Below are 14098 nucleotides of genomic sequence, written 5' to 3' on the forward strand. Positions count from 1 at the left end.
ATAGTGCTATAGCAGTTCGTGTGATTTGGCGTAATCAATCAACTCGACGATGGTATGTACACCGAGTTTCGAAAAAATATTCGATTTATGGGCGCTGATCGTCTTGTTGCTTAATAAAAGCTGTTCCGCAATTTCTTTGTTCGATAATCCGTTGGCGAGGTAACGTAATACCGTTACTTCTCTATTAGATAGTGGCATGTCCCGCTGTTCTCCTTTCTTTTTACCCGGTTGGTTTATATAACTCAGCGTCTCAGATGGGAAGAAAGAGTACCCGGCAAGAATCATCTTTACGGCGTTATAAATATCGTTGAGCTCTTTCCGCTTACTGACAAAACCATTAGCGCCAGCGCGAATGGCTCTTGCAGCATAGAACGATTCAGATTTTGATGATAAAAAAAGCACGTTGACATCTTCTCGTATCGCTTTGATTCTTCTCAATAAAGTAAAGCCATCTGTTTTAGGGAGTTCAATATCCAGAATAACCAGATCAACGGGAAGCGTACGGATATAATCAAGTGCCGCACGACTATCATCCGTTTTTAGTACCACTTTAACATTCTGGTTTTTCTCTAAAAGCACTTCTATCGACATCCTGACAATAGGATATTCGTCCATAATGATAACGGAAGCCGGTTTCATCTTTTTGCCTCAGATTGTTTTTTTAACGCTACGCCTTTGTGTAAATGCGATAGGCGTCGAAAAGGTAAATGTAACTTCAAGTATTCTATGAGGAAAAATAATTCCCTTGAAAAACCGATAGCATCCTTACTCGCCAAGTTATTTTCATTCGTCATTTACGAACGCGGGGAATATCAATTACGTGCTAATACAGAGAGATATCGTAATTATTAATAAGTTACTGTAATTATACCTGGGAAGTTCTGGCAGAAAAGCGTTAAGAGTTCATGAAGGCTATTTCTAAATATGAAGTTCTGAGAGCAATAATAGGTGATTGAATATTTGGCATGATAGCTTGCTGATTTTGATAAGCATGGTTTTTTACGCTCTTTTTAATGGTTAAAACAATTTAATTATTTGATTGTTTTCTTATTGTTAATCGCTGTTATCGCAATTTCATTGCTACAACGCTGGATAACAACGTGCGCCTTGGGTGGAATCTGAGTGGATTTTAAAAACAGACAGTACCAGGAATAGTTGTAATTGTTGGTTTTATGTAAAAAAACATACCCGGCAAGAAAAATTGACTAAGTAATTTCTTAGATAAGGAGGATGGCAACGCCTGTTATCCCCAATAGTGATTAGCATCTATCGTTAAGCGGTGCAGTAAATGAAGCAAACTTTGACGATCGGGCAACCCAAGTTGCCTCAGTTGTAGGTTGAGACGATAAACCATGCGATGGTAAGGCAGATTGAGTAGCTGAGCGACATGTTTCAGCGTTTTTCCTTGCGCCAGCGCGGTGAACATCTGCCACTCTACCGGCGGAAATTTGCGCGAAACATCAACAGGTGAGGCAGGAGCCAACAGCGCCTGCCTGAATGGCTTGACGGGGAGATCCCGTTTTATTACGCGAAAGGGACCAGCCGCGCGCAGGAAATTGAACAGTGGCGCGTCGCTTTTTGTCGCTAACAGATAGATATGAAGTTTGCGATTGTGCGAAGCGAGCTGCCGCAGGGTTTCCAGGGCGCTAAAACGCGATGTGAGCAGGCTCTCCATATCCACGATCAGGTGCGAGAGATGCGGCTCCGCGAACCGATGATGTGCTGAATCAAGCGATGAAAACACGGCGTTGCGTTTACCAGAGAAGAGCCCCCTGTTCCAGGCATAGCTGAGAAAACTATCGGTTGAAATTAATATCTGGCTGATGATGCATTCAGGCAGGGCGAAACTGAGCTGCTGAGTAAGGTGTTCCAGCCTGTCAAACACCGGCGGCGGATATTCCCGATAGGGTAAAACCCGGTAATCGGGTCTGTGGAGGCGATTTTTTTCCCGGCGGATGAAAGTTCGCATTTTCCCTCGCAAACGTATTTCACTTTTCGTGACCGAAAAGTGTTGGCCAAAAAAAGCCATGCGCAAACTGCGCATCCGGCTGTTGTGCTGTTTCGCGCCATGTAATGGATGCCATATGAGCAAAATGACTGGGCTGGTTTATGCCCGGTTTGAGAATATCGGGCGTATAAAGGCGCTGCCAGGTTGCCGTTTTATCAACCAGTAAGCTGGAAATATGCAAGCCTGTATCAGCAAAAGCCTCTGGCGCTTCCCGGGTGCGATTGTCCAGAAAAAACGCGACACCAGAAGAGTGAAGTTGTGTGACGGTGTGATGGCAATGGATATGTTGCGCGCCACCATGCACCACAAAAGCCTGTAAGTTCAATGATTCAACCGCTAAATCAGGGCGATATACTATCGGGATGTCCATAAATGAGATGGTGTAAGACTGAGAGTGAAGTGGCAGATTAGGCAAGGATTGGCGTGTTGATCCTGGCAATGTTAAGTTTCGCGTCTGGTCGTGTAATAACCGCAGCGCAAACGAACTGTAATCGCGTTCAACCCTGTTTCCGGTCGCGGCAATAGCTGGCTGACGGTTAAGCATCCCATCACTATTATCGCGCTGTATAATCGGTTTTGATTTACATTGGTAACCCCGGCCTTTTTTATGTTTTGCTCTATTTGTCACGTATAGGCTCCATTACATTAGTTAATGGAAACATTTTGTCCTTCACAAAGCGGGGGATATAGGCGCGAATACTTAAAGAGACATGGGACTTTTCCCAGGAAGCGATCAGGATAAGTAGAAAGACCAGGTCTTTTCGGGCATAAATGGGACAGGTGTTGCGAAAATGCGCAGCGTCGTTCACTAAGCAAGCAACCAGCGGAAAATACATTGACTCACCAGGCGCTGACCGTATAATTCCAGGCGTTTCCACCTCAACGGTGAGCATCCACATAATGCGCCCTTAGCTCAGCTGGATAGAGCAACGGCCTTCTAAGCCGTAGGTCACAGGTTCGAACCCTGTAGGGCGTACCATTCAGAATCAACGCATTACGTTTCCTTCACTTTCTCCTCATTTCCGTTGTGGGACATATTTGGGTCATCAGGCCCGAAAATCAAATCAATATGCTTCGGGTGCTCCGTTAAATGGTCAGGTGTCAGGTGAGCATATCAACGTGCTGTTTTTATGCTTTCCCATCCCTTCATTTATCGAAGAACAGATAACGGCACTCCGGGCCGTATTAACCCGTTAGTCCATGCATCTAAGGTAGCGAACTGAAAATCCTTGGTGGCGTTCAGACTTGCATGCGCGGCTATCATGGACGCTCTTATTTCGTGCTGTCGGGTCAGTGAAGCGGCAGGCCTGTTTCCTGCCTTTGAGTGAGCGAATCCCCATTTCTGACCATAACAACCATGACAACACAGCAAGAGAAAAAGCGGAGAAGAAAGGATGGTGATTTCCTCTCCATCTTAGGATCCAGCCTGGGAGAGAGGTTAAATCTTTGCTCCTATAATTCTCGAGGCAATCGCTTTCGCTGCTTCAAGCTTTGCTTTCCCTGCTTCAGAATGCGTGCCAGATTCAAATGCTTTGAAGTTAAGCTGAATGTTCTCTGCGGCTTTCTCGATGAACACTTGCGGCAACTCGGAGCAAATGGACTGAAAAATGATTTCATACGCTAAAGCACGACACTGCAGGTCATTAATCGCGTCTTCTACTGGCTTCATAACCTCTCCTTAAGAAATACTGTGGCGCTCACCGACAAACAAGGAATGTTCTGTCGCGAATATCGGTGTGATGTGAATATTTAATATCGTTCAGTTAGGCAAATAAAACCAGTGGAGCCACGGCCAAACCGGATCGGGATAACATCAGGACGGCGTATCAGGTCGGAGTAGCGTCAGAAGATTGCATCACTGTCGACATGTCAGGTTCTCCCGGTCACGGCTGATGAACCAGATCTGCGGGATGATTTCACCCTCAGCGAGCGAATCGAAACATCACTCATCCATTAACCGGGCTGCAGGGGGAGCTGCGCTAATAGCTACTTGAGTTGGGGTAAAGGAAACGCTGGTCATAGGCAGGCTTTACGCATTGCGGCTGGCTCTGTCGGGCATTTGGGTTCACAACAAACGGGTCCAGGTAAAGAGATGACCCGGTGGCAGCGCAAATAAAAGGCCGGAGGTTTATTTTTCCAGCCTTATGATTAATAAACGAATTGCGTTAGATTTTATCGGACGCGCCCTTTAACGCTTCTATATCAATTTCCGCGTCGCTTGTTTCAAGCAACTGAGTTAACTGAATAAGATTGTTAAATTCATTCATCAGTAATTCTGCGTCTGATTTCAGTGGAATATCAGCCGCATCAAGCGCTGCATTAATTGCTTTTTTTACATTATCAAGCATTTCATTCATGCCACCGTTTTTGCCAAGTGTCAGCAGTAATGCCCCGATAAGTAAAGACTGAGCTTCCACTTTAGCTGCAAGTAGCTTGGCTTCCGCATCCATTTTCGAGATTTTTGCAATCACACTGAGTATTAAGTTTTTCATAAGTGCCCCTGTTATTAGCCGCATCACCCCTGAATATATTATGGTCGAGATTTCTATAATGAAGGATGAAATAGTTTTGTCGTGGTTATACATCCTTCCGGCATCAGGCTGGCCAGGTATCTGGCTGAATTCATTGATACTCAAAGCGTTATTGATAAGGCACCAACGGCACCTACTGATGCGGTAATCACGACTGGGGCGACAACATTGAGAGCACATTCTACGCGGCTTAAAGGGTGTACGATGCTTGCACGGTGACGGCTGATACGCTTTGTGATGTGAGCAACACGGTTAATGAGGGTAACAACCACGCGGCTGATGAAGTGTCTGGACAGTTCTGCGGCTTTACCCATACCAACGCTCTTTGCATGCCGGCCTGCGGTTACTGCTGCACAATTATGCTGGCGTGATTCAGGCCGAAATGATTGCCGTGACTTTTGCTTGTCAGGACCGCCAGGTTGATAACCGGCCCTGATATTTCGACCGGTTTCTCAACGTAGCTCGGTTTTAAGCGAAAGCGGCCTTGTCCTGATGGAAGATCTTACTGCAGTGCGGGCACATTAACGCTGCGCCTTTCTGGACTCGGGAGAAGCTGTGTTCTGACTGTTGTGAACAATGCGGGCAGGTGCATTTGGTGAGGAAGTTGCGATTGTTTTTTGAGTCTTTGCGTTGTGGCATAGAGTATTTCCTGATAAATGGCCTGCAACCATACACTATCCCTGAACATATTGCCCGTACTCCTTTGCCGCAGAGCCAGAATCGTGTGGCTTGTTTATGCTGTCGCTCGATGGTGGAATCGCCGCAGGAATGAATTGCAACGACGTCCTGCTGGTTATACGTTCTGCGAAAAGTTTATATGTGTCGGCAAAACAGCGTATCAGAGCCAGGGTAAGAAAAAGGCCCGCATGCGCGGGCCGTAAAGAAAAAAGGAAAGCTATCAAGCCTGATGTTCAATGGCTTTTTGTGTATTTTCAATGGCAATTTTGCGTGGTTTTTCGCTCTCGGGAATTTCCTGATAAATGGACACCTGCAATATGCCATTTTCAAGTTTTGCGTTGCTCACTTTAGTATGTTCCGGAAGCGAAAAGCTCAGACGGAAATCCGCGCGGCGAATACCTTTGTATATCCAGCCCTGCTCATCATGAGATTCATTTTCCGCGCGTTTACCTGATACATTTAATACTCCGCCGACGGTCTCGATTTCGAGTTCGTCTTCTTTCCAGCCAGGGACGCTTACGTGTAACTGATAATTGCTTGCATCGACTTTTTTCAGGTCATAAGCAGGTAATGATGCCACCGGCGAGTCGCCGGTTAACTGGCTGAAAAGCCGGTCGATACGATTGAAGCGGTCAGCAAAAACAGAGTCAGTGAAACCGGGGAGTGCTGACAAGGTTTTGAGTGCCATAACTTAACCTCCTGAATAATCCATTCAAAAGTTCAACTTAAAGGCAAGCTTTGCTTGTCCGCTTATATAAATAATTCCTGCAACGGTTTTTTCAAGGCCACAAATAAAAATTTTTTTGCCTGTATCGAACCGACGAATTGCATGGTTGAATACCCCTGAAATGGCCGTTGGCATGAAGAAAATAACAGGCCTGTAATAGGAGGGAAAAGAAGCCGTTAATACAAAATTGCTCCTGCCACTGGGTTTTTACGTGAGCCGCAGAGGGAGCCGTTCGGGAGGATATAACTTTTCTGTACGCTATTTCATTTCAGAGAAAAGGGGAATTATCTTGATAAGAAAAGACCCTCAGGAATAGGAAATCCGGGCTGCTCCTGAGGGATGCAAATGCATATTCGTTACGTTTATTAGTTTGCTAATTATTAACCTGACGGCAATGAGATTGTTCTCATTTGTAATCGATTTCTGATAGCTATTGGCTCTCTATGTAATTGGTTTAATTAATGCTTTTAAAACTGGCAGAGCGACAGAAAGTAACTATAGTTAACGCGCTATCATCGTTAACCCTATTTTCCCTGGTGATGTTCTTCTACCGCTCTGTCCGAGCGGTTTTTTTTGCCCGGATTTTAGCTAACGCGCAGCGCGATAAACGCTTCTTCTCAAACGACATCAAGAGCGGGTGAACAACCGGGCAACAACACCGGCGCTGTGATCGCACTCTTTACCTTCACGTTTTCGTATTTTCGGTGCTGGTATTCGGCAGGTATCTTCTTTACGACGCTCACAAAACCCGAACCCTCGTCCGATAACCCTTCTTATCGTTATGCTTTGCGCCATGTTGTCTATTTCAAACACTCGCCATAACGTCGTTATACGAGGCTGCTCGCACGCGTTTACGTTTTCATCCCCTCGCTTAACTGTGTATGCTTGGCCTTTGCTGGTAAACCCGAAGGAGAAAGTAATGTTAGAAGGATATTTTGATCTTGATGGCGCGACAGGGGATGAGGCGGTAGAAAACAGAAAGCGCTTATTAGCTGTACAGGCAGCGCTGGAAATTTCAAAAGCGGCGGTTTCGGCAACCACGGCCAACGCGGGCATTCGTAGCCAGATGGATTTACGTAACGTCTCGCAAGAAGTCGCCACTCTCGCCGATGCGATTCAGGATGCGTTAGAATCTGACCTGTAAACATACCGCCTGAGGGCGGTTTTTTTTGTTTCCTCTCTCTTTCATTTCCCACGGCTGATTACAACTGCCGGAACAGGTTTGAACATCCCTGACACTTTCTGACGCTTTCTCATTCAGTATGTTGCCTGTTAACTCTCTCTTGAAAGGTATAGGCATGATGGGAAAAAAGTTAAGCGTAGCCTGGTTTTTTCTTCTTTTGACGTTCGCCTCGACTGCCAGTTCGGCGGCACCCGCTTTCCCGCAACTTCTTGGGCACAATCACTATATACGTCATGGCGCAGGAGAAGGGGATATTGCAGAAAATCCTGATGAGCATGTACAGGAAACGATTGAGCGATTCTTTTCCCATAAATATTAAATAAGTGACGTGTCCACGCTATTAATTGGCGCGTGATAGAAAATCAGAATATAACCTGCGGCAAAAAATGAATCGCCGCAGGTCTTTTTTTGCTGGCGACAATGTTGATAGTGGAAATTACTATTTCTTCCCAGTGAGTTATTGATTTGGAATAACGGAGATATTTATGGCTACCATGACTGACTGGCAAAATGTCGCGAATAAAGAGCTCAGTCGCAAGGGAAAACGCGTTGAATCGCTGGTCAAACTGACGCCAGAGGGCATTGCGATTAAGCCTTTATATACTCCTGACGATCTGAACGCGCTGGAAATCACCGGCACGCTACCGGGTCTTCCGCCTTATACTCGCGGGCCGCGTGCCACAATGTATACCGCCCAACCGTGGACGATACGCCAGTACGCCGGGTTTTCAACGGCCAGGGAGTCGAACGCGTTTTACCGGCGTAATCTTGCCGCCGGGCAGAAAGGGCTTTCCGTTGCGTTTGATCTGCCAACTCATCGGGGATATGACTCGGATAACCCGCGCGTAGCGGGCGACGTAGGAAAAGCGGGTGTCGCTATCGATACTGTGGAAGATATGAAAATACTCTTTGACAATATTCCGCTGGATAAAATGTCGGTATCGATGACGATGAATGGTGCGGTTTTACCTATCATGGCGTTTTATATTGTTGCAGCGGAAGAGCAGGGCGTTCCTCCTGAAAAATTAACCGGTACTATTCAGAATGATATTTTAAAAGAGTATCTCTGCCGCAATACCTATATTTATCCACCTAAGCCATCGATGCGGATTATTGCCGATATTATTGCCTGGTGCTCTGCCAATATGCCGCAATTTAATACGATTAGTATCAGCGGTTACCATATGGGAGAAGCGGGAGCTAACTGTATTCAACAAGTGGCGTTTACCCTCGCGGACGGCATTGAATATATAAAAGCCGCGCTCTTCGCAGGCTTGAAAATAGATGACTTCGCGCCGCGCCTCTCTTTCTTTTTCGGTATCGGCATGGATCTGTTTATGAATGTCGCCATGCTGCGCGCAGCCCGCTATCTATGGAGCGAAGCCGTTAGCGGGTTTGGCGCGACCAATCCGAAATCGCTGGCGCTGCGCACCCATTGTCAGACATCCGGCTGGAGCCTGACAGAACAGGATCCCTACAACAACATTGTTCGCACTACCATTGAAGCGCTGGCAGCGACGCTTGGCGGCACCCAGTCTCTGCACACCAATGCGTTTGATGAAGCCCTGGGGCTACCGACGGACTTTTCGGCGCGTATTGCGCGTAACACGCAAATTATCCTGCAGGAAGAGGCGGAGATTTGCCGCACCGTCGATCCGCTCGGCGGTTCCTATTATGTCGAATTTCTGACCGATCAAATCATAAAAGAGGCGCGGGCAATCATCCGTCAGATTGATGATGCCGGAGGGATGGCAAAGGCTATCGAATCGGGCTTGCCAAAACGCATGATCGAGGAGGCTTCCGCGCGCGAGCAATCTCTTATCGACCAGGGTAAACGCACCATTGTCGGTGTTAATAAATACAAGCTTGATAAAGAAGCCGTTACGCCGGTACTGGAAATCGACAATGTGAAGGTGCGTAACGAGCAAATCGCCGCACTTGAACAGATCCGCGCCACACGTGATTCCGCTGCCGTTCGCAATGCGCTGTCAGCGCTGACTCATGCCGCCCAACACAACGAAAATCTGCTCGCTGCGGCGATTCATGCCGCACGATTGCGTTCGACGCTTGGTGAGATTTCCAGTGCGCTGGAAGCGGCGTTTGACCGCTACCTGGTCCCCAGCCAATGCGTAACGGGGGTGATCACGCAAAGCTATCAGCAGGACAGCGAAACGGCGGCGGAATTCGACGCCATCATTACGCAAACACAACACTTTCTTGCTGAGCATGGTCGTCGTCCGCGAATTTTGATTGCGAAAATGGGGCAGGATGGGCACGACCGGGGGGCAAAAGTCATTGCCAGCGCATATTCCGATGTGGGTTTTGATGTCGATCTCAGCCCAATGTTTTCTACACCGCAAGAAATTGCCCGGCTGGCCGTGGAAAATGATGTGCACGTAGTTGGCGCATCGTCGCTGGCGGCAGGTCATAAGACGCTTATTCCCGAATTAATTAATGAGCTAAGAAAATATGGTCGTGAGGATATTTGCGTGATTGCGGGCGGCGTGATCCCGCCACAGGATTATGACTTCCTGCGTGAACGTGGCGTGGCAGCGATTTATGGCCCAGGTACGCCGATGCTGGAAAGCGTGCGCGATGTATTGAAGCGGATTAGTCAGTGCCATGATTAATGAACAAACCCTTGATGAATTCGTTCGCCGGTTATGCGCGGGCGATCGCGTCGCGCTTGCACAGGCTATGACGCTGGTGGAAAGCCAGCTTTCACGGCATCAGAGGCTGAGCCAGCAATTGCTGGACACGATTATGCCGGCGACAGGTAGGGCAATACGCATTGGTATCACCGGGACACCCGGAGCCGGGAAAAGTACCTTTCTTAATACCTTTGGCATGATGCTCGTTGGCCTGGGAAAGCGGGTGGCGGTTATTGCGGTCGATCCCAGCAGTCCACTCAGCGGCGGCAGTTTGCTGGGTGATAAAACCCGTATGACGGAACTGGCCAGAGCCGATGCGGCGTTTATTCGGCCGGTGCCTTCCGGCGGCGCTACGGGGGGGATCAGCCCGCACGCTGGCGAATTGATACTGCTCTGCGAAGCCGCCAATTACGATGTGGTGATAGTGGAAACGGTCGGGGTTGGCCAGTCTGAAACGGAGGTCGCAGGCATAGTCGATTGCTTCGTTTCGCTGCAAATCGCTGGTGGTGGAGATGAGTTGCAAGGCATCAAAAAAGGCATCATGGAAATGGCCGATGTCATTGTTATCAACAAAGATGATGGCGACAACCGCGCGGCAGTTGCCATCGCCCGGCAAATTTACGACAGCGCGCTTGCTATCGTTCGCCACAAATATCCGCCGTGGCGACCAGCAGTGTTGAGCTGTAGCGCACTGGAAAAGCGCGGCATAGAGGATGTGTGGCAGGCAGTTGTTCATTTCTACGACGTGATGACAAAAAGTGGTTATCTCAAGTTATTGCGCCAGCAGCAGACCGTGACGTGGCTACGAAAACAGGTTGAAGAAGAGGCGGTGCGTCAGCTTTATGCCCACCGCGCTTTCCGTGAAGATTTCAACCAAACGCTAGATGAGGTGAAAAATCATCAGCAAGCACCGCGTACAGGTTTACAGCACATCCGTGAATACCTTCAGCATCACTATTTTGCACGGTAAAAAGGAACTGATATGTCGTATGAGTATGTGGTTGTAAACATTATTCAAAAAGTGGCTGTCATTGAATTTAATTACGCACGCAAGCTTAACGCGCTCAGTAAAGTATTTATCGATGATTTGATGCGGGCGCTGGAGGACCTTAACAAGCCGGAGATCCGTTGCGTGATCCTGCGTGCGCCGCACGGTGCGAAAGTCTTCTCCGCCGGGCATGATATCCACGAATTGCCTTCGGGGCGGCGCGATCCTCTCTCTTATGACGATCCGCTGCGCCAGATCACCCGTATGATCCAAAAATATCCGAAGCCCGTGATCTCCATGGTGGAAGGAAGTGTCTGGGGAGGGGCGTTTGAAATGATCATGAGTTCCGATTTGATCATTGCCGCCAGCTCTTCAACTTTCTCTATGACGCCCGTTAATCTCGGCGTTCCTTATAACCTGGTTGGCATTCATAACCTGACGCGCGACGCCGGGTTCCATATCGTTAAAGAGCTGATTTTCACTGCGGCCCCCATCACGGCGCAGCGGGCGCGGGAAGTTGGCATTCTGAATCATGTTGTTGACGCCAGCGATCTGGAAGATTTCACCTTGCAGATGGCGCACCAGATCTCGGAAAAAGCACCGCTTGCCATCGCGGTAATTAAAGAAGAGCTACGCGTGCTTGGTGAAGCACACACCATGAATTCGGATGAGTTTGAGCGTATTCAGGGGATGCGTCGCGCAGTTTATGACAGCCGGGATTATCAGGAAGGAATGAGCGCGTTTATGGAAAAACGCAAACCGAACTTCCTTGGACGCTAATTAACGGAGACGATAATGAAACAATCATGGCCCCGGCTGAGCGCCGACGAAGCGGCAGAACTCATCCACCACGATGACATGGTTGCTTTCAGTGGTTTTACTGCAGCAGGTTCGCCCAAAGCGCTTCCCGCCGCCATCGCTCGGCGAGCACGGGAGCTGCATCAAATGCAGCAACCGTTTCAAATCCGTTTGCTCACTGGCGCGTCTATTAGCGCGGCGGCTGATAATGCCTTATCGGAGGCGGAAGCGGTTAGCTGGCGCGCGCCATATCAATCTGCGGCGGGAATGCGGCAAAAAATTAACCAGGGGCAGGTTAAGTTTGTTGATCTGCATTTGAGTGAAGTTGCGCAGATGGTGAACTACGGCTTTTTTGGCGAGATTGATATCGCCGTGATCGAAGCCTCGGCGTTGACATCTGATGGCAAAATCTGGCTTTCCAGTGGGATTGGCAACGCGCCGACCTGGTTGCGCAAAGCAAAAAAAATCGTCATTGAGCTTAATCACTACCACAGCCCGCGGGTGGCTGAATTTGCCGATATCGCTACGCCCGGCGCACCGCCGTATCGCCACAGTGTCGCTATTTTTAGCGCATTGGACAGGATTGGCTTGCACTATGTGCAGGTGGAACCTCAAAAGATTGTGGCGGTGGTGGACACCGAATTACCGGATGCCGGTAACGTGCTGGATGGCGCGAAACCTGTCTGCCAGCAAATTGCCGACAATGTTGTGACGTTCCTGCTCCATGAAATGGCGCAGGGGCGTATTCCGCGCGAATTTCTGCCGTTACAAAGCGGCGTAGGCAATATCAATAATGCCGTGATGGCGCGGCTCGGTGAAAGCCCGGACATCCCTGCGTTTATGATGTATTCCGAAGTGTTGCAGGAGTCGGTAGCGCATTTACTTGCCGCAGGAAAAATCCTCGGTGTTAGCGCATCCAGCCTGACCGTTTCCGACAATACGCTGCGCAACATTTACGACAATATGGATTTTTTCGCCGGGCGTATCGTTTTGCGACCACAGGAGATTTCCAATAACCCGGAGATCATCCGCCGTCTTGGAGTAATAGCGCTGAATGTCGGGCTGGAATTTGATATTTACGGACACGCCAATTCAACGCATGTCGCGGGCGCTAACCTGATGAATGGTATTGGTGGCAGTGGAGACTTCGAGCGTAATGCCTATTTGTCGGTATTTATGGCCCCCTCGATTGCTAAAGAGGGAAAAATTTCTTCCATTGTGCCGATGTGCAGCCATGTTGATCACAGCGAGCATAGCGTCAAAGTGATCATTACGGAGCAGGGTTTCGCCGATCTGCGCGGGTTGTCGCCAATTGAGCGCGCCCGCACCATTATTGATAACTGCGCACACCCACTCTATCGGGATTACCTTCATCATTACCTGGAAACGGCTCCCGGCGGGCATCTTCATCACGATCTTAGCCGCGTATTCGAATTGCATACGAATTTACTGAACACAGGATCGATGCTCGGCTAAACAGGACGAATCGTCGCGATCGTCATTAATACACTGACAGACTTCAGCGGTATGACGATGGTTTTTCAGTGAATAGAGATATTCCTGCATATACATTGGTCCGTTTGGCGCATCGAAATATCGCAGTGTAGTGGGGTTAACCAGATGCCAGGCGAAATAGGGGATCACGGTAAGAAACTGCCCGCGTTCCACCGCGCTGATTTTCGCCATAAAACTGTAGGCCCGGTAGATAACGGTTGGGTGGATCCCACAGGGGCGCATGTGAGAATCGAGCATGGCTTCAAAATTCGCGCGGTTCTGAAAACGCATCTGCAACCACGGGAGTTCTCGCAGCAACTCCTGCGGCTGTTTTTGCTCGTAGCGGCGGGAAACTAAAAAACCCAGACGCAGCGGAGGTAACTCGGTAGCCGTGAGGTTCTCCAGCCCCAGAACACGCGGGGAAACCTGCTGGGGAGAAATAATAAAATCAAGCTGGTGGCCAAGCAGGTCGTCAATCACGCCGTTGTCACTGAATTCGATGGCCTGGGTGCTGATATTGTCATATTTATCGCCCAGGCTTAACAGTTGATCGAAAATGATGGTGGGATAGGTATTGTCGACGCCAATAACGATTTTGTGCGAGCGCAGGGCGGAAGAGTGAAGTTCATTTTCAATTGCCGATAAGCGCTCATAAACCGGGAACAGTTTCTGATAAAGTTCCTGCCCGGCTTTATTCAAACGGATACTGTTATCTTTGCGGGTAAAGAGCGGATAACCAATCTGTTCTTCCAGCGAGACAATACTTTTGCCAAACGGCGACGCAGTCATGTGTATTTTTTCTGCCGCTCTGGCGATGCTTTTCGTCTGCGCCAGTAAAATGAAATTGCGCATTCTTTTGGAAATAAAAATAGAGTTGCTCATCTGAAAATCCCTCTCTGACTAAATAACCGATGCGTATGGCCATCCGTGCCATCATTAGCATGCTATTTATTGCTGTCAGCAATGGTATAACACTGCTGTCTGGCTCGAACCAGAGGCATCAATACAGAGTGGAAGAAAAGCCGCAGTTATTTGCGGCT

Annotated in this window: 14 protein-coding genes and 1 tRNA gene; 7 read left to right on the plus strand and 8 right to left on the minus strand. The window is 48.6% G+C overall.

The genetic code is table 11. The annotated features are described in order from the left end of the window. Positions 1-6: 6 nt before the first annotated feature. The 3 genes from fimZ to RT644_RS14250 all read right to left on the minus strand — a co-directional run bounded on the left by fimZ (position 7) and on the right by RT644_RS14250 (position 2636). Positions 7-639, minus strand: coding sequence for a fimbria biosynthesis transcriptional regulator FimZ (gene fimZ, locus RT644_RS14240; protein ID WP_020456855.1), 633 nt, complete (start codon positions 637-639; stop codon positions 7-9). Between the two features lie 604 nt (positions 640-1243). Next, positions 1244-1969, minus strand: a complete 726-nt coding sequence (locus tag RT644_RS14245) for a DNA-binding response regulator (protein WP_233500408.1) — start codon at positions 1967-1969, stop codon at positions 1244-1246. A 19-nt stretch (positions 1970-1988) separates the two neighbouring features. After that, positions 1989-2636 (minus strand): hypothetical protein, encoded by a 648-nt coding sequence (locus RT644_RS14250; protein WP_313627106.1) that lies wholly within the window; start codon positions 2634-2636, stop codon positions 1989-1991. 274 nt (positions 2637-2910) lie between these two features. On the opposite strand from RT644_RS14250, the gene RT644_RS14255 reads away from it, so the two are divergent. Next, positions 2911-2987: transfer RNA gene (locus tag RT644_RS14255), tRNA-Arg, on the plus strand. Positions 2988-3446: 459 nt separating this feature from the next. Here RT644_RS14255 and RT644_RS14260 read toward each other — a convergent pair. The 4 genes from RT644_RS14260 to RT644_RS14275 form a co-directional block, all read right to left on the minus strand. Beyond that, the gene (locus RT644_RS14260; RefSeq protein ID WP_020456859.1) at positions 3447-3677 is read right to left on the minus strand and encodes a hypothetical protein; all 231 of its coding nucleotides are present in this window, start codon (positions 3675-3677) and stop codon (positions 3447-3449) included. Positions 3678-4173: 496 nt separating this feature from the next. Next, positions 4174-4500, minus strand: coding sequence for an anti-adapter protein IraP (iraP, locus tag RT644_RS14265; protein ID WP_045508675.1), 327 nt, complete (start codon positions 4498-4500; stop codon positions 4174-4176). A gap of 507 nt (positions 4501-5007) precedes the next feature. Continuing rightward, positions 5008-5178, minus strand: a complete 171-nt coding sequence (locus RT644_RS14270) for a YnfU family zinc-binding protein (RefSeq protein WP_216848957.1) — start codon at positions 5176-5178, stop codon at positions 5008-5010. Between the two features lie 259 nt (positions 5179-5437). Beyond that, a complete protein-coding gene (locus tag RT644_RS14275; RefSeq protein WP_020456862.1) occupies positions 5438-5905 on the minus strand; it encodes an Hsp20 family protein in 468 nt (155 codons plus the stop codon). A gap of 958 nt (positions 5906-6863) precedes the next feature. Here RT644_RS14275 and RT644_RS14280 point away from each other — a divergent pair. The 6 genes from RT644_RS14280 to RT644_RS14305 all read left to right on the plus strand — a co-directional run bounded on the left by RT644_RS14280 (position 6864) and on the right by RT644_RS14305 (position 13040). Then, positions 6864-7088, plus strand: coding sequence for a hypothetical protein (locus RT644_RS14280; RefSeq protein WP_017455732.1), 225 nt, complete (start codon positions 6864-6866; stop codon positions 7086-7088). Positions 7089-7242: 154 nt separating this feature from the next. Continuing rightward, positions 7243-7446, plus strand: coding sequence for a hypothetical protein (locus RT644_RS14285; RefSeq protein ID WP_313627107.1), 204 nt, complete (start codon positions 7243-7245; stop codon positions 7444-7446). Positions 7447-7612: 166 nt separating this feature from the next. Continuing rightward, on the plus strand, positions 7613-9757 hold the full coding sequence (scpA, locus tag RT644_RS14290) for a methylmalonyl-CoA mutase (protein ID WP_313627108.1): 2145 nt from the start codon (positions 7613-7615) through the stop codon (positions 9755-9757). Beyond that, complete coding sequence (gene meaB, locus RT644_RS14295; RefSeq protein WP_160271020.1) at positions 9750-10748, plus strand: methylmalonyl Co-A mutase-associated GTPase MeaB; 999 nt, start codon at positions 9750-9752, stop codon at positions 10746-10748. Before scpA ends, meaB begins: the two co-directional genes overlap by 8 nt. Positions 10749-10760: 12 nt before the next feature. After that, positions 10761-11546: a methylmalonyl-CoA decarboxylase gene (scpB, locus tag RT644_RS14300; RefSeq protein WP_020456866.1), complete on the plus strand. Its 786-nt coding sequence runs from the start codon at positions 10761-10763 to the stop codon at positions 11544-11546. A gap of 15 nt (positions 11547-11561) precedes the next feature. Then, positions 11562-13040 (plus strand): succinate CoA transferase, encoded by a 1479-nt coding sequence (locus RT644_RS14305; protein WP_160271019.1) that lies wholly within the window; start codon positions 11562-11564, stop codon positions 13038-13040. Here RT644_RS14305 and srsR read toward each other — a convergent pair. Further along, positions 13011-13940: a LysR family transcriptional regulator SrsR gene (srsR, locus tag RT644_RS14310; protein WP_160271018.1), complete on the minus strand. Its 930-nt coding sequence runs from the start codon at positions 13938-13940 to the stop codon at positions 13011-13013. The genes RT644_RS14305 and srsR overlap by 30 nt on opposite strands. Between the last annotated feature and the right edge of the window lie 158 nt (positions 13941-14098).

The sequence above is a fragment of the Kosakonia sp. genome, assembly GCF_032104925.1.
Taxonomy (GTDB): Bacteria; Pseudomonadota; Gammaproteobacteria; order Enterobacterales; family Enterobacteriaceae; genus Kosakonia.